Consider the following 23415-nt stretch of genomic DNA (forward strand, 5'->3'; position numbering starts at 1 on the left):
CACGACACGCTTCCGAGGACTCCAATGAACAACAACACTCCCATCCTGATCGAGAACGGCCGCGCGCTGCTGCCCGACGGCGATCCGCACCAGGGCGAGCGCTGCGACATTCTCGTCCGTAACGGCGCGATCGCGGAGATCGGCACGGGCCTCGCGGCCAAGCTGCGGACGGAGGGGACGGCGTTCGAGACCCTCGACGCCACCGACCGGCTGGTGATCCCGGGCTTCATCAACGCGCACTATCACTCGCACGACACGCTCGCCAAGGGCACCATGGACGAGACTCCGCTGGAGACGTGGCGCCTGCTCGCTTTGCCGCCCCAGTATCCCAAGCGGTCCCGCGCGGAGATCCGCGCCCGCACCCTGATCGGCGCGCTCGAATGCCTGCGCTCCGGCATGACCACCGTGCAGGACATGGTGACGCTCTATCCGTTCGATCCCGAGCACTTCGAGGCCGTGGTCGAGGCCTACGAGGAGATCGGCGTGCGCGCCGTGGTGGCGCTGCAATACGCCGACATCCGCGGCATCGAGACGATCCCGTTCTGGAAGGAGATCTTCCCGGCCGAATACCACCCCTATCTCTCGACCGCGGCCGAGCCCGACAAGAAGATCGACCAGCTCGCCTGGTTCGAGGACAACGTGCTGAAGCAGCAGAAGCCCGGTGCGCGCGTCACCTGGGCGCTCGGCCCCTCGGCGCCGGAGCGCTGCACCCGCGCCCTGATCGAGCGCACCGCCGCGTTGTCGCAGACCTACGACCTGCCGATCTTCACCCACATCTACGAGTCGAAGGGCATGGCCCTGCAGGCCCGCCTCGAATACCCCGACCACGGCGGCTCGCTGATCAGAAGGCTCGAGGTCGAGGGCCTGCTCGGGCCGCGCCTCAATCTCGCGCATTCGGTGTGGCTGATGCCGGACGAGATCGAGATTCTCGCCCGCACCGGCACCAACGTGGTGATCAACCCGCTCAGCAACACCAAGCTGAAGAGCGGAATCCCGCCGATCCGCGCCCTGCAGGACGCCGGCGTGTCGATCGCGCTCGGCTGCGACAACTGCTCGTGCTCGGACGCGCAGAACATGTTCCAGGCCATGAAGCTGTTCGCGCTCCTCGTGCACATCAGCGATCCGGAGCCCGGCCCCGACCAGTCGAGCCGCGCCTTCGGCGCGGCGACCACGGGTGGCGCCCACGCGATCGCGCGAAGCGATCTCGGCCGGATCGCGCCGGGCGCACGCGCCGACCTCGTGCTGGTCGACCTGAAGGATCCCTCCTACGTGCCGCTCAACAGCGCCACGCGCCAGCTCGTCTACACGGAGGGCGGCCGCGGCGTGGACACCGTGATGGTCGACGGCCGCGTCGTGATCAGAAACGGCCGCCTCGCCACCATGGACCAGGACGCGCTCCTGGACGAGGTGATGGCCGTGGTGCCGCAGTTCCGCGCTGACTTCGCCGCCATCGCGGCGCGTGTCGAAACGTTGAAGCCATGGATCGCGGAGGCGCACCGAAAAATCTGGGCGGCCGACGTCGGCACCAACCGGCTGTTCACGGGCCACTGAGCGGGGCTGACGGGCACGCGCCATGAAGCTCGCAGAAATCGATTACGTGCGGGCCGAGACGGTCGCGCAGGCGCTCGCGCTGCTCGCCGAGACCGACGTCGACAGCAAGGTGCTAGCCGGCGGCCAGAGCCTGATGCCGCTGCTCGCCATGCGGCTCGCCGGGCCGCAGCGGCTGATCGACATCGGCCGCATCGCCGGGCTCGACCGGCTGGAGGTCGTCGGCGGCCGGCTGGTGATCGGCGGGCTCGTGCGCCACCATCGCATCGCGACCGATCCGCTGGTCGCGCACGCCGTGCCGCTGCTCGCCGCCGCGGCCCCGCATGTCGCGCATCCGGCGATCCGCAACCGCGGCACGTTTGCAGGCTCGCTCGTCCATGCCGATCCGGCGGCCGAATTCCCGGCCTGTGCGCTGGCGCTCGGCGCCGAGATCACCTTGGCATCGACCGCCGGCACCCGCACGGTCGTGGCGGACGACTTCTTCGAAGGGCTCTATCAAACCGCTGTCGGCCCCGACGAGCTTCTGATCGAGGTCTCGGTGCCGGTCGCAACGGAGGCGTCACGCTTCGCCTTCGTGGAGTTCGCGCGGCGCAGCGGCGACTACGCGCTGGCCGGCCTCGCCGCCGCGGCACGCGCCGAGGGCGATCGCCTCGCGAACATTCGCCTCGCCTTCTTCGGCATCGGCGACACTCCGGTGCCGGCGCCCGAGGCGGCCACGATCCTGTCGTCCGGCCCGATCGACGACTCCCTGATAGAGCAAGCCGTCGCCTCGCTCGCGTCGCTGGAGGTGCGCGACAGCGCCGCCGCGAGCGAAAAATACCGGCGGCATCTCGCCGGCGTGGCGCTGCGCCGCGCCGCCGCCGCGCTCGTGCGTCCGGAGGCGGCGACATGCCGATGATCACGATCGCCTGCACGATCAACGGCGAGCCGGTCGAGATGCAGGTTTCGACACGCGAGACTCTCGCCGATGTCTTGCGCGAAAAGCTCGCGCTGACGGCGACGCATGTCGGCTGCGAGCACGGTGTCTGCGGCGCCTGCACGATTCTCGTGGACGGACGCACGGCGCGGGCCTGCCTGATGCTCGCGGCACAAGCCGACGGCGCCGTGATCGAGACGCTCGAAGGCGCGTCGCGAAACGGCCGGCTCGCGGCGCTCCAGAAGGCGTTTCACGATCACGCGGCGCTCCAATGCGGCTTCTGTACCCCCGGAATGCTGTTCACGGCCGCGGAGTTCTTGGCCGATCACGCGGCGCCCTCGCGTGAAGAAATCAGGGAGGCGCTGTCCGGCAATCTGTGCCGCTGCACCGGCTACCAGGCGATCGTCGACGCGATCGAAGCGGTGGGGAAGAGCGAGCGAGGTGGCGCTTGACGATGTCGGCAGCACTCTCTTGGCCGTCATGCCCGGCCTCGTGCCGGGCATCCACGACTTTTCTGCGTGGATGGAATGAAAGCGCGTGGATGGCCGGGACGAGCCCGGCCATGACGATGGGGATGGTCGGAGCCGTGGCATGCTGACCGAAAGCACCCTCCCCGCCCCCATCGGCGAGAGCGTCCCGCACCGGCGCACCTGGCGGCTGCTGCATGGGCGCGGGCGCTATGTCGGCGACGTGAAGATTCCCGGCATGCTGCACGCGGCGTTCGTCCGCTCGCCGCACGGCCATGCCCGCATCGACGCGATCGACACGACCGCGGCGAAGGTGCTGCCGGGCGTCGCCGCCGTCTTCACGGGCGCCGACATCGCGACCGTGTGCAAGCCGTGGCGCGGCGTGCACGGGCTGTTCCCGAGCCTCAACGCACCGCTCCAGCACGCGCTCGCGATCGACACGGCGCGTTTCGCCGGCGAGCCGGTGGCGCTCGTCGTGGCGACGAGCCGCGCCGTCGCCGAGGACGCGGCGGCTCTGATCACGATCGACTGGACGCCGCTGCCGGCCGTCGCCGATCCGCAGGCGGCGCGAGACGGCGCCGACGTGATTCACCCGGACCTCGGCACCAATGTCTGCCTGGTGCAGAGCCAGGCGAGCGGCGACGTCTTCGCCGCCTTCGCGGGCGCCGCCGTGGTGGCGGAGGAGACGTTCCGGTTCGGCCGGCATACCGGCGTGCCGATCGAGGCGCGCGGTCTCGTCGCCGAGTTCGATCCGACCGAACGGCGCCTCACCGTGCATCATTCGCACCAGTGCCCGCACCAGATGCAGAACGACTTCGCCGTGCTGCTCGGGCTCGCCGAGCACCGCGTGCGGGTCATCGCGCCCGACATCGGCGGCGGCTTCGGCATCAAGCAGCAGCTCTACGGCGACGAGATCGCGGTGTGCGCGGCCGCGATGCTGCTCGGCCGGCCGGTCGCCTGGACGGCCGACCGGCTGGAGTCGTTCACGGCCGATATCCACGCCCGCGAGCATGTCGTGCACGGCCGCGTCGCCCTCTCGGCCGAGGGCGACATCCTCGCCTTCGACGTCGACGACCTGCACGCCATCGGCCCCTACTCGCAGTTTCCGCGCTCCAGCGCCGGCGAGGGCCGCGCCGTGGTGGCGCAGACCGGCGCTCCTTACAAGTTCGATGCGATCCGGGCGCGCGCCACCGCGGTGTTCCAGAACAAGGGCATGTCGGGGCACTACCGCGGCGTCGGCCAGCCGATCGCCTGCGCCGTCACCGAGGTCCTGATCGACCATGCCGCGCGAAAAGCCGGGCTCGAGCCCATCGCCGTGCGCCGGCGCAACCTGGTGCGCGCCGCCGACCTTCCCTATGCGGCGCCGACCGGCGTCACCTATGCGCGTCTCGCCTTCGAGGAGTGTTTTGCCACGCTCGACGCGCATCTCGACATCGCCGCGCTCCAGGTGGAGTGCGCCGAAGCGCGCGCGAAAGGCCGCCTGCGCGGCGTCGGCCTCGCCTGCTTCGTCGAGATGACGGCGCGCGGCTCCGGCTTCTACGGCGGCGGCGGCGTCGCGGTGTCGAGCCGCGACGGCTGCACGCTGCGGCTGGAGCCGACCGGGGGCATCCGCGCCCTCTCCTGCATCACCGAGCAGGGCCAGGGTGCGGAGACCGGCGTGCTCCAGGTGATCGCGGCGGCCGTCGGCGTGCCGCTCGACGCGGTGGAGATGATCACGGGCGACACCGCGACGAGCTTTCACGGCGGCGGCACCTGGGGCTCGCGCTGCATGGCGATCGGCGGCGAGGCCGCGTGGCGGGCCGGCCGCGCGCTGAGGGCCGAGATTCTCGACATCGCGGCGCGCCTGCTGCAGGCCGACGCCGCCGCGCTCGACATCCGCGACGGGGCCGTCGTCGAGGCGGCGAGCGGCGCGGTGCGCTTCACGCTCGCCGAGATCGGCGCTATCGGCCACTTCCGTCCGCACGAGGTGCCCGGCGCGCAGCCGCAGCTCGTCGCCTCCGCGAGCTATGGCAGCGAGGCGCCGTTTCGGCCCGGCTGCGGGCTCCAGCTCGCCGTGGTCGAGATCGATCCGGCGACCGGCGCAGTGCGGCTCGAACGCTTCGTCGTGGTGCACGAGTGCGGCCTCGTGGTGAACCCGCTGCTGGTCGACGAGCAGATTCGCGGCGGCGTCGTGCAGGGCCTCGGCGCTGCGCTGTTCGAGGAGCTCCTGTACGATGCCGACGGTCAGCTCCTGAACGGCAGCCTCGCCGACTATCTGGTCCCCACCGCGCCGGAGCTGTGCGACATCGCGCTTCTCCATGCCCACGGCCCGGCGCTCGGCCCCGACGATCTCGGCATCGCCGGCGTCGGCGAGGCCGGGACGACCGGAGCCTCGGCGGCGGTGCTGTGCGCCGTCAACGACGCGCTGTCGGGCCGCGGCGTGACGCTCGTGCAGATTCCCTGTACGCCGGAGCGCATCCTCACAGCTCTCGGGGTGATCTGATCCCGACGGGGTACGGCGGGCACGGCCGCGCCGACGCTTCCCGCGTGATCACTTCAGATAGTCGGCGAGGCTGGGACTTTGGATCTTGGCGATCGCCGCGTAGGCCGCCTCCAGCTGCGTCTGGCGAGTCGCCAACTCGGCCGCCACGGCGGCGATGTCGGCATCGGTCAGGGTCGATTCCAGTGCGGTCGCCTGCTCCTGGAACGACTCCTGCATCGCGATCGCGCTCTCCAGCCGGTTGGCGTCGATCGACAGCTTGGTCTGCACGGTCGAGACCCCGTCCAACGCCTCCTGGGTCAGTGTCAGCACCTCGTCGAGCGTATCGGAGTCGAGGCTCGTCGTTCCGGCCGGCAGATTGGCCATGATGCTGAATGCGCGCAGCGCCTTCTCGAACGCCGGCTCGTCGGCCGTCACGCCGTACTCCACCACCCGCTCGGTGCTGACCCGGACCGATGCGATCTCGCCGTCGCCCTGGTAGTAGTCGTAAGTGGCGCTGCTCGGCACGCTCTGGGCCGGATAGCTGTCGAGATCGACCGGCACGGTTCCGGTCATGCCGCCGGAGAAGAGATAACGGCCCTCGTACTGTGTGTTGAGCTGCGCCGTGAACTCCTCGAGATACGCGGCCATCGAGGATGTCAGGGTGGCGAGCGTGCCGTCGTCGAGTGCTCCGCCTTCGGTCGCGCCGGTGATGGCGCTCTGGAGGATGGTGAGCAGATCCGTCATCTCGGTCATGGCCGAGTACATGATCTCGATGCGGCTGCCGGCGTTCGCCGCCGCCTCCGCATAGGCCTTGGACTGGGTGATGGCGGTCTGCATCTCCAGCACGCGCCGACTGTCCGCCCCGAGCCCGCCGAAATCGGTCGAGATCTCGCCCGAGGCTTGCTGTAGCATCAGCTCGGCGTTTCGCGCCTGGGTGCGCAGCGCGGACTCGATCATCTTCGAGCTGAGCGCGAAGGTGGCGACGCGACCGATCATGATCGGAACTCCGGATCAGGCGGACTGGACCATCTCGAGCAGCGTCGAGAACAGCTCGTTGACAATGGACATGATCTGGGCCGCCGCCTCGTACTGGGTCTGCAGCTCGCTCAGGAGATTGGTCTCCTCGTCGACATTGACGCCCGATTTCGACGCGATCGCGTCGGTGACGCTGCTCTGGAGCGCGGTCGCGGTTTCGAGCTCCGACTCGGCGCCCGCATAGACGGTCGCGACGGCGCCCACCACCTCGGCCGCGTAGCCCGCCAAGGTCGCCGTGGTGCTGCCCAGATTGCCGGCTGCGTCGAACGATCGGCTCGTCTCGAAGACATCGAGCAGCGCGTCCGCAATGGTGCTGGATCCGCTCGCCACCACGGTGGCGCCGGTCGTGAGCGTCGCCGAGGCGTCGAGCGAGGAGACCGCGAGAAGCGAGTTGTTCGCCAGAATGTCGGACCGCACCACGAAGTCGGAGGCGCCCGTCGCACGGACGAGGTCGTTGAGGCCGAGCCAGCTCGACAGCCCCTCCCCGTCGGTGCCGACCGCGCTGTCCATCTGATTGACGGCGACGCCATAGCTCGAATTCTCGGTCGCGACGACGAGGTGACCGGAAGCGTCGAGGCTCGCGGTCAGGCCGTCGACGGCATCGATCGCCGCGACGAGATCGTCCACGGTCGCGACGGTCGAGAGATCGATATCCGCGTAGGAGACGAGCGCCCCCTCGTCGTCGACCACGGCGAACCGCGCCGTACCGGTGGCGGACAGCGCGTCCGTGCCGGCGAGCACGGCGGAGCCGGTCAGCGTCGCCGGCGCCGGCAGCGCCGTCCCGTCGTTGTGCACGGCATTGAGCGCGTGGACGAGCTCCACCGCGAGGGTGTCGAGGTCGAGCTGGGCGTCGGGGAGAACCTCGTCGCGCAGCTCGATCAGCGCGCCGACGCTGCCGCTCGTGATCTGCGACGTGATGTCGACGCCTTCCACCATGATGCCGGCGAAGCCGCTCGGTGTCGTTCCGGTGTAGACGGTGTCGGACGTCACGGTGGCGGCGCTCTCGTAGGAGAGCGCGTGCACGGTGCTGTCGAGCAGCACCTTGCCGCCGCTCGAATAGACGTGGACCTGGTTGCTGGAATTGACGAACCAGGTGACGTTCATCAGCTCGCCGAGCGAGCCGAGCGCGGTTTTGCGCTGGTCCTCGAGGTCGCTGATGTCGGCGCCGCTCGCCTGTGCGCTGGCGATCCGCTCGTTGAGCGAGTCGATCGTACCGAGCAGCGTGTTGATCTCGTCGACCGAGGTCTCGATCTGGTCGTCTGCATCGGCCCGTAGCGACTGGATCGTGCTCGAGGTCGTGCGGAGCTGTGCCGCCAGGCTGTCGAGCGAATCCACCACCTGGGCCTGGAGGGTCGCGCTCTCGGGTGTGTCGGTGAGCTCGGTCAGGGCGGAAGCGAGATCGGCGATCGCATTGGCGATCGAGGTGCCGGCGGTCGTGTCGCCGTCGTCCGTGGTCGCGCCATACGCGTCCTGCAGGAGGCTCGTGTACTCCTCCATCGTGGTCGCGGCGCCGAGCCGGGACTGGGCCTCGACCAGCGAGCCGAGCAGCATCTTCGAGACCGTGCTGGAGATCGCCGTGATCTCGACGCCGGTTCCGACCCCGGCCGTCACCAGCGTCGACTGGGTCGCGGTCTTGCGGCTGTAGCCGTCCGTGTCGGCATTGGCGATGTTGGTCGAGGCGACGCTGATCCGCGTCTGGGCGGTCAGGAGCGAGCTGAGCGCGATGCTGCGCGTGGCGGCGAGCGACATGGTCCGTCTCCCGGTTGCCGGGGCCTGCTCAGACCCGGATGCTCTTGCCGCACACGCCCGCGACCGCGCCGGGACCGGCCATCCGGCCGTTCCGACCATAGGGCGCGCGGGCCGCGACGTCCTCGCGTACCGCCCGCATGATGGCGTCGACGCGCCGCTGGCTCGCCGTGATCGCGGCGCGCAGCCGCGTGACGTTCTCGTCCATCACGACCGTGAGCCGGCGCACCCGCTCGACCAGCCGCTCGCGCTGGCGGGGGTCGGTCGCGGCGCTGCCGAGATCGTGGCGCCGGAGATGCATGGCCCAGCGCTCGACATCCTCGGCGAGCGCCGTCTTGCGCGCCGTCGAGTTGGACAGCGAGGCCGGTAGCCCCCGCGCCAGCGCACGATTCTCCTCCTCGACGATCGTGATCAGCTCATCGACCAGGGAGACCACCCGGGCGACCGAGTGGTCCGCGTTCGACACCGGGGCGCCGCTTTCGACCGACAGCGTGGACATGGCTCACTCCTCGATTCTCAGGATCGCGTCACCCGCGGAGGACGCGCTGACATCGCACATGTTCGATAGGCCGCGACGGCCCGGGACCGCCGGTCCACGGCGGCGAGCTCGGCGGCCACCCGGTCGCGCTCGGCGATGAGGGCGCGCAGCACCTCGACGAGCTCGGCGACACCGGCCACGATCGCAGCGCCCTCGCCCGCCCCCCGGCGGCCGGCGGGACTCGCCCCTTCGAGCAGCCTGCGACCCGCGACGGTGGCGCGCCGGGCGCGATGCAGCAATGGATCCCGCGGCGTCTTCGTCGGGCGGTCGTGCACGGCGCTACCTCACGGAGCTCATCAGCGTGTCGTACATCTCGCTGACCGTGGAGACGACCTGAGCCGCGGCCGAGTAGGCCTGCTGGGCCGTGATCATGGTCGAGAACTCGCCGGTCGTGTCCACCGTGCTCGACTCGAGCTTGCTGCCGAGAATGTCGCCGGCACCGCCGAGGCCCGCCTCGTGCAGCGTCGCCGAGCCGGACTTGGTGCTCTCCTGATACATGCCGCCGCTCACCGTGGTCAGCCCGTCGGCATTGGCGAAGGTGGCGACCGCGACCTTGTAGATCACGTAGGTCTCGCCGTTCGAGTACGTCGCCGTGACATTGCCGCCGTCCTCGACCGAGATGCCGGTGAGGCTGCCATAAGCGAGGCCGTCCTGGTCGATCGACTTGAGGTCGATGTTGGGCGTCTCGGAGTCCGACGAGTACTGGGTCAGGCCGTCGGCGCCGCCCGCCGTGCCGAGATCGAGCGTGATGGTCTGGTCGGCCGCGCCGGTCGTCCAGCCGGCGATCGAGATGGTGGCCGGGCTCGGGCTGGTGCTCGCCAGCGTGCCGTCCTCGTTGAAGACGATGGCGATCGATCCGGTCACGGTGCCGGACGTCACGGACGAGTCGGACGACAGGGTCGCGTTGCTGAAGCTGGCCGTCCAGGTATTCTCGCCCGTCTTTTCCCAGGTGATGGTCACGCTGCTCGCGGTGCCCAGCGAGTCGTACACGTCCATCGTGGTGGTGAAGGTCGCGTTGACCGCCGCGTCGGCCGGCAGGTTCGCCTCGATGATTTCCGTCGTCGTCGCCGAGGCGACGCTCTGCAGCGCGCTGGTGTCGATCCGGGTGAGCGTCGCGGCGGTCTCGCCACCCGTCACGTTGCCGTCCTGGTCGGTCGGCCAGCCCATCAGGTAATTGCCGTTGATGGTCAGGTAGCCGTCGGCGTCGTCGATCACGGCGTCGCCGTTGCGGGTGTAATAGGTCGATCCGGAGGCGTCGCGCACGACGAAGAAGCCGTTGCCGTCGATCGCCATCGCCGTGTCGCTGCTCGACGACGTCAGGAGGCCCTGCTCGGAGATGTTGTAGCGAGCCGACACGCTGACGCCGCCGGAGGCGTAGCCGGCCGAGGACGAGCTCGACGACAGCAGGCTCTCGAAGCTCGCCGTCACGGTCTTGTAGCCGGTGGTGCTGGCGTTGGCGATGTTGTCCGAGACCATCGAGATCGCCTGGCTCTGAGAGTTCAGGGCCGAGACGGCGGAATTCAACGCTCCGCTGAGGCTCATGATACGCTCCTCGATACCGCTGTGTTCAGAAACGCCGGGCGGGTCGGACGATCACGCCGAGGCCTTTGCGGTGGACTCGTAGAGGCTCGTCACCGTGCTGTTCATGGTCGAGATCGTGTCCACCAGGGTGTCCAGCGTCGTGCTGATCTCGCTGATCTGGTTGAACGTCGCGTAGGACATGAGCTGACCCATGAACTCGGTCGTGTCGGTCGGATCGAGCGGGCTCTGGTTCTCGAGCTGCGTGGTGATCAGCTTCAGGAAGTCCGCGGTCGAGAGGTCGATGTCATTGGAGCTCGACGTCGACGTGCCGGTGGTGCTCGCCGTGCTCGCCGTGGAGGTCACCGAGGAGACGCTCATGATATGCCTCGACCGTTGTCGCGGCCGCCCGGCGGCCCGACGTCTGATGTCCGTCGCGATGTGATGAAGTGCTCGACGTTCGTCAGTAGAACGGACGGCGCGGCGATTTCCGGCAGACTTTTCGCGTGTCGCGGGCGACGCGGGCGGCCGCGGAGGCCGCTTCGCCGCCGCTATGGCTGGAGCCGCTCTCGGTCTCGAGGGATCGGCCCCGCGTTCCGCCCGTCCCCGCGAGGGCGGATCCCCAGGGGCGACACGATGCGCGGCTCTGGATCCCGGCTTTCGCGCGGATGAGCGGAGTGCGGTCGACTTGCGAACCTGCTCGCGCTCGCCGCCTCAGCGCGGCGGCGGACCCGGCGGCGGGCCGGGGGGCGGCCCCGGCGGCGGGCCGAACGGCCGGCCGGGCCCGCGCAGCACCACCTCGGCGATCACCTTGCGGTCGGAGACCGGAACACCGGCCAGCACCTCGCCGATGCGCCGCGCGATCGCCTTGTCGGTCTCGCTGCGGGCCGCGAGGAAATTATCGACCGTCGTGGCGAAGGCCGCCGGATCGAAGATCTCGGCGCCGAGCAGCACACGCAGCCGCTCGTCCATTCGGCGCGGATCGGCGGGGCTCGCACGGAAGCGCCCGTCGATCTCGCCGACCAACGCCTCGATCTTGTCGAAGCTGTCGGTCGAGATGCGACCCCGCAGCTCCTGCACGGCGCCATGGAGCGGCCGCGGGCGCGGCGGCGGCGCACCGTCCGAGCGCACGAGCGAGCCGACCCACGAGCCGGCCAGGAACAGATTGATCCCGAGCGACACCAACAGGGCGATCCGGAGCACGCCGGAGCGCGAGACGCCGCCGAACGGGGCCATGACCGGTTCCGAGCTCACTGCAGCGACCGGAAGAGCGACTCGGAGAAGCCGAGCCCGCTCTGATCCTGGTAGCGCGCGACGGTGAGGAAGCTGCTCGCGAAGCCGAGCAGGAAGCAAGCGGAGAGCGCGACGGCCGGACGCCACGCGGGCCGCGCGACGGCGCCGGCGAGTGCGGCGAGCGCCGTCGCCCACGACGAAGCGGACTCGGTGTGCCGAAGCGGCGACGCGTGGGACGGGGCGGGCTCGCGCTGCGGTTCAGTGGCGCGCGCTGCGGCGAGGATGCGATCGGCGAGATCGGCGGGCGCCCGCACGGGCTCGCGGACCGCGAGCGCCTCGCGCAACGCCTTCGCCTCGGCGAGCACCTCGCGCGCTTCGGCCGAGACCTTCAGCAGGGCCAGCGCCTGCGTGCGCGACGGCTCCGGCCAAGCCGAGACGTCCTCGCCCCATCGATCGACCTGATCCTCGAAGTCGTCAATATCCATCCGGGGCCCGTTCCATTCTGGAAGCCGACTAGTCTGGTCTTAATTCGAAATGCCAGAAGCTCCTTAACATTCCGGTACCGCTCTAACGACGTTCGACACCAAGCGATTCTGCCGTCGTCGGCCGGCGCGGCACCGGCCTCGCGCGCCTCGCGACCGGCCGGGCCGCACGGGCTGCATGTACATCGCGCCTCGTGGCTCGGCAAGCCGAGCCCCGACGAGCCGAGCCCCTGCCCTCCCGCCGCCACGGCAACCTCGACACGACCTCGACGCGATCGCCGTGCGATCGCCACTCGGCGTCGGTCAGCGCCGGCCGCTCATCGCCTGACGCGCGGCGACCTCGACCGGCACGGCGGCGTGCCCGCCCCGCGAAGCCTGCTCCTGAGCCCGCGTCGGAAGGCCGGCGATCCCGGCCCAGGCGTCGCGCAGCTCGGCGAGGCCCGCCGCGATCCGCCGGTAACGCTCGGGCGCATCCGGCTTGCGGAACGACTGCAGGACGACGAGCGTGTTCGTCGTGTAGGTCGTGAACAGCCGCTCGGCGAGCTTGCCGCCCTTCTGGAAGTCGATGATGTGGCTGAGGCCGCGCAGGATCGCGGCGACCTTCAGCACGTCCTCCCAGGCGGCGGCCGTGCGCCCCTCCTCGATCGCCAGGCTCGCGCGGCTGAGCAGCACGAGAACCTTGTCGTAGAGCAGCACCACGGCGCGCGACGGCGGCACCGTCGCGGCGGCACGCTGATAGGCCGAGATCGCGCCCTGCGCCAACATCGGCATCGGCTGCGCGTAAGACTCCGGGATCGGGCTCGGCGACGGGGTCGGCGACGCTTTCGGGGCGAACGTGCGCTTGCGCACGGACCTTTCGATGGCCATCAATCATCCTCGGCTGCGAGTATGGCTTCCAGATAGGCGAGCGTCGATTGCGCCTTGGAGATCGCCGCCTGATAGTTGGCGTAGCGGGTCTCGAGCGTGGCGCGGTAGTCCTCGGCCTTGCTCTCGATGTCCGAGACCTTCGCGGCGTAGTCGGTGTTCTGGTCGGTCAAGCTGTCGATCAGGCTCTGCAGGCTTCCGTCGCTCGTGTCGGCGGCGCCGTCCGCGACCGCGTAGAGTCGCTCGGCCAGCCCGTAGCTCGTCGTGAGGGTGATCGACTGCGAGGTGTCGCCCGCGAACACGAAGGAGAACCCTTCGTAGGCCGTGCCGGCCACGCCGATGATGCGGGTGCCGCTGATCGTGAACAGCGAGCTGTCGCCGCCGACCGAGGCGGACGTGAGGGTGCCGTCCGCGTCGACCACGACATCCAGCGTGAAGGAGGACGGCGCGCTCGCGCCGCGCGACAGCAGCATCAGGTCGTCCGACGAGCTGGTCAGGTCGAACGACAGCAGCGCCTTGACCTCGTCGAGATTCTCGAGCAGAGCCTCGTCGAGCGTGTCCTCGTCGAGCACCAGCAGGTTCGAGGAATCGTAGGTGATGCCGATGCCGGCGAGCGACAGCTCGTCGACCATGGTCGACAGCGCGCTCGCCACCGAGCGGTTGACGCTGCGCAGTGTGCCGTCGCCGAACAGCACGGCGTCGTCCGACGCGGTGCCGCTGGTCGTGAGCTCCTGCTGGGTGATCGCCCACTCGCGATAGGCGTTGTAGGCGTCGACCAGCGCCTGGATCGCCTCCTTGACGGCGCTGTAGTCGGTCTCGATCTCGACCGTGACCGAGGTGTCGTCCGGCGTGACGCTATAGACGTAGAAGGTGAGCCCGTCGATCGCGTCGTCGATCTCGTTCGAGTCGCGGGTGATCTCGACGCCGTCGAGCTCGATGATCGCGTCCTGGGCGGCCTGCAGCTCGTTGGCGAAGGCGCCGTCTTCGTCGATGATGCCGAGCGTCCCGAGCACGTCGTCACCCGATACCGCCGCGGCCGTGATGTCCTTGCCGGTGTCGGTCGCCGTGAGGACCAGCTTGTACGAGCCCGAGGTGACCTGCAGCACCGTCGCCTTGACGCCGCTGGTCGCGCTCGTGTCGTTGATCGCCTCGGCGAGGTCGGCGAGGCTCATGTCCTCGGTGACCGTAATCTCGACCGCGGAGCCGCCCTCGACCTGAAGGCTGAACACGCCGGCCGATCCGAGTGCGGTCGTCTTGCTGCTCTGCGAGTCGCTCGCGACCTTGTGGGACGTGGCGAGCTGCTTGACGACGAGGTCGTAGGTCCCGACGTCGACGTCCCGATCCGCCGTCACCGAGACGACGCTGCTCGCGTCGACGTCCCCGTTGGCGGTGAGATAGGAGGCTCGATCCCCGAAGACGTCGTCGTCCTTCGCCAAAGTTCCGGAGGGTGCGCGCAGCGCCTGGGCGGCGTCGGCGATGTCCTGCAGCAGCGACTGCATCTCCTCGTAGGCGGCGATCTTCGCCTCGTTGGCCGTGATCTTGGTCTCGATGGCGTCGGCCTTGGTGAGCTTCGCCGCGACGGCCTCCTCGATCAGCGCGTCCCAGTCGGTGCTGACCGCGCTCGACGTCGTCGACGTGCTAGACGTGTTGGTCGTGACGCTGCTGATGGTGGTCATGGCTCACTCGCTCTGCGTTCCGGGCCGGGGTGGTGCCCCGGCCCGGCCGTCTCCTGTCGGGACCTGCGTCACTGCAGCAGCTTGAGCAGCTCCTGCGGCATCTGGTTGGCCTGCGCGGCGGCCGCGACGGCGGCCTGGGTCTTCACCTCGGCCGACGAGAGCTTCGCCTGCTCGGCCGCGATGTCGACGTCGGCGATCGCCGAGTTGGCGGCCTCGAGGTTCTCGTTCTGCGTCTCGATCGAGTCGGCACGGAACTCGAAGCGCGACATCGCGGCGCCGAAGCCGGCGCGGGCGTTGGAGACCGCGTTGATCGCCGTGTCGAGCGCCGTGAGGGCGGTGCCCGCGTTGGTCGTGGACGTCACGTCGGTCGAGGCGAGGCCGGACAGCAGTCCGCCGGTGCCGGTGGTGAGGTCCACCATGGTGAGAGCGATCGTGTCGCTGGAGCTCGAGCCGACCATCACGTTGCCGCTGGTGAAGGTCGAGGTGGCATCGGAGTCGAGCAGCGACAGGCCGTTGTAGCGGGTGCTCGCGCCGATGCCGTCGATTTCGTCGATCAGCGCCTGATATTCCGCGTCGATGTAGGTGCGCTCGGTGGTGCCCATCGTCGACGACGACGACTCGGAGGCCAGCGTCTTCATGCGTTCCAGGATGTCGCTGATGTTGCTGGCTGCGCCGTCGGCGATCTGCAGCACGGCGATGGCGTGCGAGGCGTTGGTGGCGGCCTGGTCGAGCGCGGCGATGTCGGACTGCAGCTTGGTGGAGATGGCGAGACCGGCGGCGTCGTCGGACGCGCGGTTGATGCGCGATCCCGAGGCGAGCTTGCCGAGCGAGCTCGACTGGTCGTCGGCGTTGCTGTTCAGGTAGCGGACGGCGGTGTTGGCGGCCGTGTTGGTGGAAATGACGGGCATGGCTCTCTCCTCGCGTCGAACGTCTGACCCGCGCCCGGTCGCCGGGCGGCGGAGCGGCGCGGATCATCCGCGGCTGAGAGTTCAACGAGGCGTCCGGCGAAGGACGGGCGGCGAAAGTTTCGCGGGCCACGCCGGCGTGGTTAATCGTCCGTCAACGCCTGCCGGATGTCGGGCTCCGAGCGGCGCAGCAGCTTGCGCAGCTGCTGGCGGGCACGCTTGAGGAGCGACTCGACCGCCGCCACGGTGGTGTCCATCACGTCGGCGATCTCGGCGTTGCTCATGGCCTCGTGATACGACAGGATGATGGCGATCCGCTGCTGGTCCGGGAGCCGGTTCATCGCGGCGTCGAGCAGCTCGGAGACCTCGCTGCGATGCATCGCCGTCACGGCGTCGGGGGCACCGTCGGCGACCTCGCCGACCGCCTCGACGTCCTCGTTGCGCGGCCGGCGGCGCAGGTCGATGCAGCGGTTGGTGACGACGCGGTAGAGCCAGGTGGAGAACTTGGCGCGGCCGCACTCCCAGCGATGGCGGTGGGTCCACACCTTCAGGAGCGAGTCCTGCACCACGTCGTCGGCGTCGGCCCGGTTGTCGAGGATGCGCAGCGCCAGCGCGAAGGCGCGGTCGACGTGTCGCTCGACCAGGGTCCGGAACGCCAGCTCGTCGTTCTCGCCGATTCGCCGGAGCAGCTCGTCGTCGTCCGGCGCGCCGGCGTTCTCCACGGCGGGGCTCACCGCATCCGTCGTCGGCTCGGGGGACGCACGAAAGGCGGGGTCGTCCCAGGACACGCACGCAACCGTCATGACACTCTCTCCCCAGCGACCGTGGCCGACCCGAAGGCGCACCCACACGAGGCTCCCGAGCATTCAACGGGCGGCGGGAACTATTCAGGCGGAGAATTTTCGGTCGATCTGGGATTATTTCAGTCTTTACACTCGGAATTTTCTGCCGAGCACTGGGAAGAAAATTCCTATCATAGTATAGTTTTCGCGTCTTAAATAATTGCTGCACCATACGGAAGTGGACACCGCGGCGAGACCGGCATCCGCCCGCGCGACTTGCGTCGTGATGGCGCCCATGACTCCGGCTGGTCTGTGCAACGCCGCGCCTCCAGGCGGGACGACCCGCGCCGGCCGGGCGATCCGCCCGCCGCGTCCCGCACACGCTCGCGGTTTTCCGGCACCACTGTGGGGCACAACACGGCCCGACGAACGCCGCCGGGCCATTCCCGAACGCGGGGGCGGCACTGCGCAGGACATTTATATCGCATGACGCAGGTCAAGCGAGCCGGGTTGGCCGTGGGCTAGGGTGCCGGCTTCCCTTTCGGCGACTGGAGGCGTTCATGCACGGGGTGGAGCGGCGAGACGGGCAGGTGGCGAACCGCACGCGCTCGATCGTCGACGGCAACGAGGCGGCCGCGTCGATCGCCTACCGGCTCGCCGAGGTGATCGCGATCTACCCGATCACGCCCTCGTCCAACATGGGCGAGTGGGCCGACCAGTGGAAGTCCGAAGGGGCGAAGAACATCTGGGGCACGATCCCGGACGTCGTCGAGATGCAGAGCGAGGGCGGCGCCGCCGGCGCGCTCCACGGCGCCCTGCAGGGTGGCGCGCTGGGCACGACCTTCACGGCCTCCCAGGGCCTGCTCCTGATGATCCCCAACATGTACAAGATGGCGGGCGAGCTGACCTCGGTGGTCATCCACGTCGCCGCCCGCGCGGTCGCCACCCATGCGCTGTCGATCTTCGGCGACCACTCGGACGTGATGGCGACGCGGCAGACCGGCTTCGCGCTGCTGTCCTCCGGCTCGGTCCAGGAGGCGGCCGACCTCGCCCTCGTCGCCACCGCCGCGACGCTCGAGAGCCGGGTGCCGTTCCTGCATTTCTTCGACGGCTTCCGCACCTCGCACGAGGTCAACGTCGTCGACCTGCCGACCGACGACGACCTCCACGCGATGGTCGACGACCGCTTCGTGCGCGCCCATCGCGAGCGCGCGCTGTCGCCGGACCGGCCGGTGCTGCGCGGCACCGCGCAGAACCCCGACGTGTTCTTCCAGGCCCGCGAGGCCTGCAACCCGTATTACCGGGCCTGCCCGGAGATCGTCCAGGACGTGATGGACCGGTTCGGCCGGCTCACCGGCCGCACGTATCGCCTGTTCGACTATGTCGGCGATCCGGACGCCGAGCGCGTCGTGATCCTGATGGGCTCGGGCGCCGGCGCCGCCGAGGAGACGGTCGAGGCGCTGCGCGCCAAGGGCGAGAAGGTTGGCCTCCTGAAGGTGCGGCTGTTCCGGCCGTTCGCGACCGAGGCGTTCCTGTCCGCCCTGCCCGCCTCGGTGAAGTCGATCGCCGTGCTCGACCGCACCAAGGAGCCGGGCGCCGTCGGCGAGCCGCTCTATCAGGACGTGATCACGGCGCTGGCCGAGCGCATCGCCTCGGGCGCCGCGACCACGATGCCGCGGGTGATCGGCGGGCGCTACGGCCTGTCCTCGAAGGAGTTCACGCCCGCCATGGTGAAGGCCGTCTTCGACGAGCTCACCAAGCAGGCGCCGCGCAACCACTTCACAGTCGGCATTCTCGACGACGTCTCGCACACCAGCCTGGAGGTCGACCCGTCCTTCTCGACCGAGCAGCCCGGCACGGTGCGGGCGCTGTTCTACGGGCTCGGCGCCGACGGCACGGTGGGCGCCAACAAGAACTCGATCAAGATCATCGGCAAGTACACGCCGAGCTACGTCCAGGGCTACTTCGTCTACGACTCGAAGAAGTCCGGCTCCGGCACGGTGTCGCATCTGCGCTTCGGCCCCGACCCGATCCGCTCGACGTACCTGATCAGCCGCGCCAACTTCGTCGCCTGCCACCAGTTCCAGTTCCTCGCCCGCATCGACATGCTGGCCGGCGCCGAGGACGGCGCCACCTTCCTGCTCAACGCGCCCGGCGCGCCCGAGGAGGTGTGGGACAAGCTGCCGCGTCAGGTGCAGGAGACGATCGTCGCCAAGAAGCTGCGCCTGTTCGTGATCGACGCCTACGCGGCGGCCCGCGAGGCCGGCATGGGCAACCGCATCAACACCATCATGCAGACCTGCTTCTTCGCGATCTCCGGCGTGCTGCCGCGCGAGGATGCGATCGCGAAGATCAAGCAGTCGATCCAGGACACCTACGGCAAGCGCGGCGCCGCCGTGGTGCAGAAGAACTTCGCGGCCGTCGACACGACGCTCGCCCGCCTGCACGAGATCCCGGTGCCGGCAGCCGCGACCTCGACGCTCGCCATGCTGCCGCCGGTGTCGCCGACGGCGCCCGCCTTCGTGCGCGACGTGCTCGGCGAGTCGATCGCCGGCCGTGGCGATCTCCTGCCCGTGAGCGCCATGCCGGTCGACGGCACCTTCCCGACCGCCACGGCGCAGTGGGAGAAGCGCAACATCGCCCAGCAGATCCCGGTGTGGGACACCGACATCTGCATCCAGTGCGGCAAGTGCGTGCTGGTCTGCCCGCACGCCGTCATCCGCGCCAAGGTGGTCGACCAGGCGGCGCTCGAAGGCGCGCCCGAGACCTTCAAGCACGCCAAGGCGAAGTGGCGCGAGTTCGACGGCTGGCGCTACGCCCTGCAGGTCTCGCCCGAGGACTGCACGGGCTGCAAGCTGTGCGTCGAGGTCTGCCCGGTGAAGAGCAAGACCGAGACCAAGCACAAGGCGCTCAACATGGCCGAGCAGGAGCCCCTGCGCGCGGCCGAGAACACCAACTGGGACTTCTTCCTGTCGCTGCCGGAAGTGCCGCGTGAAAAGGTGCGGCACGACAACGTCAAGGACGTCCAGCTCCTCGAGCCGCTGTTCGAGTTCTCCGGCGCCTGCTCGGGCTGCGGCGAGACGCCCTACATCAAGCTGCTCACCCAGCTGTTCGGCGACCGGCTCATGATCGCCAACGCGACCGGCTGCTCGTCCATTTACGGCGGCAACCTGCCGACCACGCCCTACTCGGTGAACGGCTGCGGCCGCGGCCCGGCGTGGTCGAACTCGCTGTTCGAGGACAATGCCGAGTTCGGTCTCGGCATGCGGCTCGCCGCCGACAAGCAGATGGAGTTCGCCCGCGAGCTCGCCACGCGGCTCTCCGGCCGGCTCGGCGACGGCCTCGTCACGGCGCTGATCGAGGCCGATCAGACCAAGGAGGCCGGCATCGAGGCGCAGCGCATCCGGGTCGCCGAGCTCAAGCGGCTGCTCGCGAGTGCCGAGGACGACGAGGCGAAGGCGCTCGTCGCGCTCGCCGACAGCCTGGTGCGCAAGAGCGTGTGGCTGCTCGGCGGCGACGGCTGGGCCTACGACATCGGCTATGGCGGCCTCGACCACGTGCTCGGCTCGGGCCGCAACGTCAACGTGCTGGTGATGGACACCGAGGTCTACTCCAACACCGGCGGCCAGATGTCGAAGGCGACGCCGCGCGGCGCGGTCGCGAAGTTCGCGGCCGGCGGCAAGATCACGAGCAAGAAGGACCTCGCCATGGAGGCGGTCGCCTTCGGCTCGGTCTACGTCGCCCGCATCGCGATGGGCGGCGGCGACATGCACACCGTGAGGGCCTTCCAGGAGGCCGAGTCCTATCCGGGGCCGTCGCTGATCATCGCCTACAGCCACTGCATCGCGCACGGCTACGACATGACCATCGGTCTCGACCAGCAGAAGGCCGCGGTGCAGTCCGGCTACTGGCCGCTGATGCGCTTCGACCCGCGGCTGTGGGACGAGGGCAAGAACCCGTTCCAGCTCGACTCCAAGCCGCCGACGATCCCGTTCAAGCAGTACGCCTACAACGAGGCGCGCTACACCATGCTGGTGCGCTCCAACCCGCTGGCGGCCCGCGAGCTCCTCAAGCATGCCCAGGACGACGTCGAGCGCCAGTGGCGCGTCTATGCCGACCGCGCCGAGATGGCCGGCCGCGGCGACACCCCGGACGTGACCCCGAAGCCGGCCGCCGACGACGACGCGGCGCCCGCCGCCGCGAACGGGGGCGACGAGTGAGGAGTGTTCGTCATTCCGGACGCCGGCCGCAGGCCGGCTGTCCGGAATCCATAACCCCGGCCTGTGTGTATGGATTCCGGGCCCGCGGGCTGCGCCCGCGCCCCGGAATGACCAAGGAAATCGCGCGAAGGAGCGCCGCATGACCGACCTGACGACCCGCTATCTCGGGCTGAAACTCGGCTCGCCTCTGGTCGCCTCGGCCTCGCCGCTGTGCGACTCCGTCGACGGCATCTGCCGCCTCGCGGACGCCGGGGTCGCCGCCGTGGTGCTGCCGTCGCTGTTCGAGGAGCAGCTCACGCTGGAGAGCCTGGCGCTGCACGCCGACCTCGAGCGCGGTGCCGACACGTTCGCGGAGGCCGCCGGCTTCTTCCCCGATCTGCACACCTACAATCTCGGCCCCGACGGCTGCCTGGAGCTGATCTGCCAGGCCAAGGCCCGGGTCGACATCCCGGTGATCGCCAGCCTGAACGGCGTCACGGTCGGCGGCTGGATCGAGTACGCCAAGCTGATGCAGGACGCCGGCGCCGACGCGCTGGAGCTCAACACCTACTCGATCGCGGTCGATCCCGAGAAGAGCGCCGCCGAGATCGAGGACGGCTATGTCGAGCTCCTGAAGGCCATCAAGGCGCAGATCAAGATCCCGGTCGCCGTGAAGCTGTCGCCGTTCTTCTCGGCGCCCGCCAACATCGCCCGCCGCCTCGGCGAGGCCGGCGCCGACGGGCTGGTGCTGTTCAACCGGTTCTACCAGCCCGACTTCGACATCGAGGAGCGCGAGGTGGTCGCCTCGCTGGCGCTCAGCCGGCCCGAGGAGCTTCTGGTGCGGCTGCACTGGGTGGCGATCCTGTACGGCCGGGTGAAGGCCGACCTCGCCATCACGGGCGGCGTCCACTCCGCCACCGATGTGGTCAAGAGCGTGATGGCGGGTGCCAAGGTCGCCTGCATGACCTCCGCCCTGCTCCAGCACGGCCCCGGCTATGCCAAGGCGCTGCTGCGCGACCTCGCCGCCTGGCTGGATGCGCACGAATACGAGTCGGTCAGCCAGATGTGCGGCTCGATGAGCCGCGACGCGATCCGCAACCCGTCCGCCTACGAGCGGGGCAACTACATGAAAGTGCTCAGCTCTTACACGCTTCGCGACGACATCCTGGCGGTGTGACCGCCGGCCGCGCGGTCGGCTTCACCATGACGGGCGGTCCTTCGGACCGCCCGTTTTCGTTGCCACGCCCGCGCCGCATTGATCACGCTTTCTTGAGGTGCCGCTCCGGGGGGAGGGCCGGGTCGAAAGACCCATTAACCAGACGATAACCCTGCGGGACGAGGATGGCTCGTCGTGCAGGCGGTGGTCGAACCCCGTCGCTGCAACCTGCCGCCGGCGCCCGAAGGCGCCGCCACGAGAACAGAAGATCCGGGTTCGCAATGACTGCCACTTCCGCCGGTTCAGGCGACAACGTGTCCTTCTGGTCGGCGCTCGCGGGGGCGGTCGGCTGTGGCGGCCTGATGTTTTTCGTCGCCCTGCCGCTCGCCGTGTCGAGCCCCTTCCCGACCCCGAAGGAGCGGCACTGGATCGTCGAGCACACGCGGCCGGTCGCGCTGCTGCCGGCCGATCACGACGCGGACGACGCGGCCGAGGCCGAAGCCGACCTCGAATCGAGCGAATCGGGCCCGGAAGGCGGCAACGGCAGCCCGGCCGACGTACTCTCCTGGGAACCGACCTTCACGCTCGCCGCGGCCTCGATGGTCGAGGTGGACCCGACCGAGACCGGCAGCCTCGGCCTCGGCCGGCGCGCCGTCGCCAGCCTGCCGCCGGCCGCGTTGGACGACGGGCCGCGCGACGAGATCGACGACTATCTCTGGGAAGCCTATCTGCGCACGCCGATCAAGAAGGACGGCTCCGGCGACTTCACCTGGAAGGATCCGGCCGCCGCCAAGCGCATGGGCATGTCGCTGAAGGACTATGTCATCCGCGGCATGGACCGCGACTTCCGCGAGACCCTCTATCACATGGGCAAGGCGCTGGAGGCCGACGGGCTGCGCTGGTCGATTCTGAGCGCCTTCCGCGACGACTACCGCCAGCGCCTCGCCTCCGGCCTCAAGGCCCGCACCGGCTACTCGCTACACGGCGGCAGCATCCGCACCGGCGGCTACGGCCACGGCCGCGCCATCGACATCACCATCGAGCCGGGCGGCGACGCCTCCGAGGTGTGGCGCTGGATCGACCGCCACGGCGCCCGCTACGCCATCGCCCGCCCGATGCCGGGCTACGACCCGGCCCACATCCAAGCGCGCGGCAACTATCAGCAGATCGCCTCGTCGCTGCGCGCCAAGCGCAGCCGCTACGCCGGCGCGGTGTCGCCGCGCGACTGATCCGCCCGCGACCGATCGCCGTCCCGGCCGGCCGCCAGCAGACCGGCGAGCCGCTCGAGATTGCCGGCGACGCCGTCCGGCATCGGCGATGCCAGCGCGCCGTCCCGCGCCTCCTTGCTGGCGTACCGCATCGCCATCCCGAGCCGTGTCCCGCCGTCGACCGGCGTGAAGGTCAGCGTCACCTCGACGTCGCCCGGATCGCCGGCGCAGCTGCCCATCGCGAATCGCTCGACGCCGACGATCCGGCGGCCCGGCTCGAGCGCGCGATAGACGCCGTCGAGCCGCATCTCGGTGCCGTCGGGACCGCGCCAGCCGAGCCGGTAGACGCCGCCCACCCGCGGCTCGATCTCGCACGCCACCAGGCTCCAGCCGGGCGGCCCGGCGAGCCACCGGCGCATCAGGTCGGGATCGGACCAGCCCTGGAACACGCGCTCGGGGGGCACCGCGAACATCCGGGTGAGCACCACCATGTCGTCGCCCTGAGGGATGACCTGCAGGGCGCCGATGGTCTCGACGGACGAGTCGGTCCGGGTCGTGTCGGTCATCGGGGGCTCCCTCGTTCGGCCGGGCCGCCACGGCCCGACTGTCCCGAGGACGCAGGAGCGCCCGCCCCACCGACACGGCGGAGAAAATAGACGAGCGAAATCCCGGGCCGGCGCG

The 23415-nt window shown here is 69.7% G+C and carries 20 protein-coding genes; 7 read left to right on the top strand and 13 right to left on the bottom strand.

From position 1 onward, the window contains the following. The first annotated feature begins 24 nt into the window (after positions 1-24). From ABTU92_RS01455 to ABTU92_RS01470, 4 genes are all read left to right on the top strand, one after another. A complete protein-coding gene (locus tag ABTU92_RS01455; RefSeq protein ID WP_408086949.1) occupies positions 25-1551 on the top strand; it encodes an amidohydrolase family protein in 1527 nt (508 codons plus the stop codon). A gap of 22 nt (positions 1552-1573) precedes the next feature. Continuing rightward, positions 1574-2446, top strand: a complete 873-nt coding sequence (locus ABTU92_RS01460) for an FAD binding domain-containing protein (protein WP_408086951.1) — start codon at positions 1574-1576, stop codon at positions 2444-2446. Next, the gene (locus ABTU92_RS01465) at positions 2437-2916 is read left to right on the top strand and encodes a (2Fe-2S)-binding protein (RefSeq protein ID WP_408086953.1); all 480 of its coding nucleotides are present in this window, start codon (positions 2437-2439) and stop codon (positions 2914-2916) included. Before ABTU92_RS01460 ends, ABTU92_RS01465 begins: the two co-directional genes overlap by 10 nt. A gap of 139 nt (positions 2917-3055) precedes the next feature. Beyond that, on the top strand, positions 3056-5413 hold the full coding sequence (locus ABTU92_RS01470) for a xanthine dehydrogenase family protein molybdopterin-binding subunit (RefSeq protein ID WP_408086955.1): 2358 nt from the start codon (positions 3056-3058) through the stop codon (positions 5411-5413). Positions 5414-5461: 48 nt separating this feature from the next. Here the strand turns inward: ABTU92_RS01470 and ABTU92_RS01475 are convergent, their stop codons facing one another. From ABTU92_RS01475 to ABTU92_RS01530, 12 genes are all read right to left on the bottom strand, one after another. Next, a complete protein-coding gene (locus ABTU92_RS01475; protein WP_408086957.1) occupies positions 5462-6388 on the bottom strand; it encodes a flagellin in 927 nt (308 codons plus the stop codon). Between the two features lie 15 nt (positions 6389-6403). Then, positions 6404-8176 carry a flagellar hook-associated protein FlgK gene (flgK, locus tag ABTU92_RS01480; protein WP_408086959.1) on the bottom strand — a complete coding sequence of 591 codons (1773 nt, stop codon included), beginning with the start codon at positions 8174-8176 and terminating at the stop codon, positions 6404-6406. 28 nt (positions 8177-8204) lie between these two features. Beyond that, a complete protein-coding gene (locus ABTU92_RS01485) occupies positions 8205-8672 on the bottom strand; it encodes a flagellar protein FlgN (protein ID WP_408086961.1) in 468 nt (155 codons plus the stop codon). Between the two features lie 17 nt (positions 8673-8689). Next, positions 8690-8986: a hypothetical protein gene (locus ABTU92_RS01490; protein ID WP_408086962.1), complete on the bottom strand. Its 297-nt coding sequence runs from the start codon at positions 8984-8986 to the stop codon at positions 8690-8692. 4 nt (positions 8987-8990) lie between these two features. Then, positions 8991-10253: a flagellar hook protein FlgE gene (gene flgE, locus ABTU92_RS01495; protein WP_408086964.1), complete on the bottom strand. Its 1263-nt coding sequence runs from the start codon at positions 10251-10253 to the stop codon at positions 8991-8993. Between the two features lie 51 nt (positions 10254-10304). Beyond that, on the bottom strand, positions 10305-10610 hold the full coding sequence (locus ABTU92_RS01500) for a flagellar hook capping FlgD N-terminal domain-containing protein (RefSeq protein WP_408086966.1): 306 nt from the start codon (positions 10608-10610) through the stop codon (positions 10305-10307). Between the two features lie 333 nt (positions 10611-10943). Then, positions 10944-11465: a periplasmic heavy metal sensor gene (locus ABTU92_RS01505; protein ID WP_408086968.1), complete on the bottom strand. Its 522-nt coding sequence runs from the start codon at positions 11463-11465 to the stop codon at positions 10944-10946. 14 nt (positions 11466-11479) lie between these two features. Continuing rightward, positions 11480-11947: a hypothetical protein gene (locus ABTU92_RS01510; RefSeq protein ID WP_408086970.1), complete on the bottom strand. Its 468-nt coding sequence runs from the start codon at positions 11945-11947 to the stop codon at positions 11480-11482. Between the two features lie 300 nt (positions 11948-12247). Then, positions 12248-12811 (bottom strand): flagellar protein FliS, encoded by a 564-nt coding sequence (locus ABTU92_RS01515; protein WP_408086972.1) that lies wholly within the window; start codon positions 12809-12811, stop codon positions 12248-12250. After that, positions 12811-14484, bottom strand: coding sequence for a flagellar filament capping protein FliD (gene fliD, locus ABTU92_RS01520; RefSeq protein ID WP_408086974.1), 1674 nt, complete (start codon positions 14482-14484; stop codon positions 12811-12813). Before fliD ends, ABTU92_RS01515 begins: the two co-directional genes overlap by 1 nt. 68 nt (positions 14485-14552) lie before the next feature. Then, on the bottom strand, positions 14553-15392 hold the full coding sequence (locus ABTU92_RS01525) for a flagellin (protein WP_408086976.1): 840 nt from the start codon (positions 15390-15392) through the stop codon (positions 14553-14555). 140 nt (positions 15393-15532) lie between these two features. Continuing rightward, positions 15533-16192: an RNA polymerase sigma factor gene (locus ABTU92_RS01530; RefSeq protein WP_408086978.1), complete on the bottom strand. Its 660-nt coding sequence runs from the start codon at positions 16190-16192 to the stop codon at positions 15533-15535. A gap of 539 nt (positions 16193-16731) precedes the next feature. Between ABTU92_RS01530 and nifJ the strand changes: the two genes are divergently transcribed. The 3 genes from nifJ to ABTU92_RS01545 all read left to right on the top strand — a co-directional run bounded on the left by nifJ (position 16732) and on the right by ABTU92_RS01545 (position 22755). Next, positions 16732-20391, top strand: a complete 3660-nt coding sequence (gene nifJ / locus ABTU92_RS01535) for a pyruvate:ferredoxin (flavodoxin) oxidoreductase (protein ID WP_408086980.1) — start codon at positions 16732-16734, stop codon at positions 20389-20391. 139 nt (positions 20392-20530) lie between these two features. Next, positions 20531-21547 (top strand): dihydroorotate dehydrogenase-like protein, encoded by a 1017-nt coding sequence (locus ABTU92_RS01540; protein ID WP_408086982.1) that lies wholly within the window; start codon positions 20531-20533, stop codon positions 21545-21547. 260 nt (positions 21548-21807) lie between these two features. Beyond that, entirely contained in the window at positions 21808-22755 is a 948-nt protein-coding gene (locus ABTU92_RS01545) for a hypothetical protein (protein ID WP_408086984.1), read from the top strand. On the opposite strand, the gene ABTU92_RS01550 is transcribed toward ABTU92_RS01545, so the two are convergent. After that, positions 22725-23300, bottom strand: coding sequence for an SRPBCC domain-containing protein (locus tag ABTU92_RS01550; protein WP_408086986.1), 576 nt, complete (start codon positions 23298-23300; stop codon positions 22725-22727). The genes ABTU92_RS01545 and ABTU92_RS01550 overlap by 31 nt on opposite strands. Between the last annotated feature and the right edge of the window lie 115 nt (positions 23301-23415).

Source organism: Rhodoplanes sp. SY1 (genome assembly GCF_046000175.1).
In the GTDB taxonomy this organism is placed as follows: domain Bacteria; phylum Pseudomonadota; class Alphaproteobacteria; order Rhizobiales; family Xanthobacteraceae; genus Rhodoplanes.

Excerpts from the sequence above, each read along its gene's own strand:
- ABTU92_RS01455 (WP_408086949.1), top strand. The coding sequence starts at position 25 with ATGAACAACAACACTCCCATCCTGATCGAGAACGGCCGCGCGCTGCTG.
- ABTU92_RS01460 (WP_408086951.1), top strand. The coding sequence starts at position 1,574 with ATGAAGCTCGCAGAAATCGATTACGTGCGGGCCGAGACGGTCGCGCAG.
- ABTU92_RS01465 (WP_408086953.1), top strand. The coding sequence starts at position 2,437 with ATGCCGATGATCACGATCGCCTGCACGATCAACGGCGAGCCGGTCGAG.
- ABTU92_RS01470 (WP_408086955.1), top strand. The coding sequence starts at position 3,056 with ATGCTGACCGAAAGCACCCTCCCCGCCCCCATCGGCGAGAGCGTCCCG.
- ABTU92_RS01475 (WP_408086957.1), bottom strand. The coding sequence starts at position 6,388 with ATGATCGGTCGCGTCGCCACCTTCGCGCTCAGCTCGAAGATGATCGAG.
- flgK (WP_408086959.1), bottom strand. The coding sequence starts at position 8,176 with ATGTCGCTCGCCGCCACGCGCAGCATCGCGCTCAGCTCGCTCCTGACC.
- ABTU92_RS01485 (WP_408086961.1), bottom strand. The coding sequence starts at position 8,672 with ATGTCCACGCTGTCGGTCGAAAGCGGCGCCCCGGTGTCGAACGCGGAC.
- flgE (WP_408086964.1), bottom strand. The coding sequence starts at position 10,253 with ATGAGCCTCAGCGGAGCGTTGAATTCCGCCGTCTCGGCCCTGAACTCT.
- ABTU92_RS01500 (WP_408086966.1), bottom strand. The coding sequence starts at position 10,610 with ATGAGCGTCTCCTCGGTGACCTCCACGGCGAGCACGGCGAGCACCACC.
- ABTU92_RS01505 (WP_408086968.1), bottom strand. The coding sequence starts at position 11,465 with ATGGCCCCGTTCGGCGGCGTCTCGCGCTCCGGCGTGCTCCGGATCGCC.
- ABTU92_RS01510 (WP_408086970.1), bottom strand. The coding sequence starts at position 11,947 with ATGGATATTGACGACTTCGAGGATCAGGTCGATCGATGGGGCGAGGAC.
- ABTU92_RS01515 (WP_408086972.1), bottom strand. The coding sequence starts at position 12,811 with ATGGCCATCGAAAGGTCCGTGCGCAAGCGCACGTTCGCCCCGAAAGCG.
- fliD (WP_408086974.1), bottom strand. The coding sequence starts at position 14,484 with ATGACCACCATCAGCAGCGTCACGACCAACACGTCTAGCACGTCGACG.
- ABTU92_RS01525 (WP_408086976.1), bottom strand. The coding sequence starts at position 15,392 with ATGCCCGTCATTTCCACCAACACGGCCGCCAACACCGCCGTCCGCTAC.
- ABTU92_RS01530 (WP_408086978.1), bottom strand. The coding sequence starts at position 16,192 with ATGACGGTTGCGTGCGTGTCCTGGGACGACCCCGCCTTTCGTGCGTCC.
- nifJ (WP_408086980.1), top strand. The coding sequence starts at position 16,732 with ATGCACGGGGTGGAGCGGCGAGACGGGCAGGTGGCGAACCGCACGCGC.
- ABTU92_RS01540 (WP_408086982.1), top strand. The coding sequence starts at position 20,531 with ATGACCGACCTGACGACCCGCTATCTCGGGCTGAAACTCGGCTCGCCT.
- ABTU92_RS01545 (WP_408086984.1), top strand. The coding sequence starts at position 21,808 with ATGACTGCCACTTCCGCCGGTTCAGGCGACAACGTGTCCTTCTGGTCG.
- ABTU92_RS01550 (WP_408086986.1), bottom strand. The coding sequence starts at position 23,300 with ATGACCGACACGACCCGGACCGACTCGTCCGTCGAGACCATCGGCGCC.